Genomic DNA, 1,593 nt, shown 5'->3' with positions numbered 1-1,593 from the left:
CGTATTTGAGGTTAATGCGGCCAATAAAGCCGATTTTAACACCCCGATGGTGACGACCAGCGAACAACTGACCGCGATGGCGCAAATCACCGGTAACGGAGGGATGGCGATCCGGGGTGGTCAAGGGGCTACGTTTGAGGGTAATATCAGCCAGACATCCGGCAGCTACCAAACCACGGGTGACGTTAAAGCGGGTAACATCTCAGTGCGCGGCCACAAACACCCGAACGGCCATAACGGTGGCAATACTGGCTCATCCATTCCCTAACCTGACATCTTCTGCTGAACCCCCTCAACTGCTGATATTTACCCATGCTGCCACACTGTGCAGCATGGACAGATTATTAAATCCCCAAACGGGTGACTATACCGGCACCCGAACAAACAGCCTGGAAAATGCGGTTTACCTGCGGCTCATGACACCATTGGGTAGTTACTGGGCTGACCCTGCGCTGGGTTCCCGTTTACACGAGCTGACCCGTGAAAAAGACGTCTCACGCATTTATGGGCTGGTGCGCCAGTATGCTGAACAGGCGTTACAGCCGATATTGGATGATGGCCGTGCCGCATCAATCAGCGTGACGGTACACCGTGACCAGCACAAGCGGGCGCTGCTCTGGATTGAGGTCACTGATGCCGCAGAGCAGACACATATTTTCAAACACACCGTGAGAATCGCCTGATGTGGATCACCCCGGAATTTCAGCAAATCCGCGATGACCTGTTGCGGGACATCAAGAATCAACTGGCGGATGCCGATACAAGCACTGACAGTGATTATTTTGCCCGCGCATCATCCGTGGCCAGCGTGGCCGAGGGGATTTATCAGCATCAAGGCTGGATTGTCCGCCAGATATTCCCGGACACCGCCGACAGCGACTATCTGGAACTGCATGCCCGTACCCGTAATCTGACACGTAAACCCGCCACCACCGCCACAGGCATCGCCAGCCTGACAGGTTCACCGGGGGCCATCTTACCCGCCGGTGCAGAAATACGGGGTGAAACAGTCTCAGTTAAAACGACGGCCGCCGTGACGATTGACCTGCACGGACAGGCAACCGCCCCGATTATCACCCACCAATCCGGCGCCGCAGGCAACCTGTCATCACCGGCGGAGGCCGAACTGGTCAGTGCCCCGATGGGCATTAACAGCCGTGCCATTATCCAGACACTGGCAGGCGGCACGGAGGCCGAAACCAATGCCAGCCTGCTGGCGAGATTGCTCGACATCATTCGCCGACCGCCCGCAGGTGGCAATAAATACGACTATCGCCGCTGGGCGCTGGAAGTCCCCGGTGTCACCAACGCCTTTGTTTACCCGTTACGCCGTGGCCTCGGCACCGTCGATATTGCGATCACCTCCGCCAATGGCTTGCCGTCAGCGGACATTATTAAAGCGGTGCAAGACCACATTGACGACGTTCGCCCTGTCACCGCCAAAAGCTCACTGGTATTGGCACCGGCATTGCGCCCGGTGGATTTTGTTATTGAAGTCGTTTTGGATGGCATCACGCTGGAAGCCGCCAATCAGGAAATCACGAACGTTATTACCGATGCGGCAGGACGGCTGGCGCCGGGTGAGCCGTTGAT

2 protein-coding genes and 1 pseudogene are annotated in these 1,593 nt (G+C 56.7%); all 3 read left to right on the top strand.

Annotated elements, in window-relative coordinates; all coding sequences use genetic code 11:
- A pseudogene (locus AAY47_RS18070) lies at positions 1 to 268 on the top strand (phage baseplate assembly protein V); the annotation flags it as partial.
- A gap of 64 nt (positions 269 to 332) precedes the next feature.
- Positions 333 to 683 (top strand): phage GP46 family protein, encoded by a 351-nt coding sequence (locus tag AAY47_RS18065; protein ID WP_047770906.1) that lies wholly within the window; start codon positions 333 to 335, stop codon positions 681 to 683.
- The coding region (locus AAY47_RS18060; protein ID WP_047771678.1) for a baseplate J/gp47 family protein at positions 683 to 1,593 on the top strand (911 nt) is incomplete at its 3' end. The genes AAY47_RS18065 and AAY47_RS18060, both read left to right, overlap by 1 nt.

The organism is Xenorhabdus griffiniae (assembly GCF_001028135.1).
GTDB classification, from domain to species: Bacteria; Pseudomonadota; Gammaproteobacteria; order Enterobacterales; family Enterobacteriaceae; genus Xenorhabdus; species Xenorhabdus bakwenae.
This window is presented reverse-complemented; position numbering and strand designations above follow the sequence as displayed.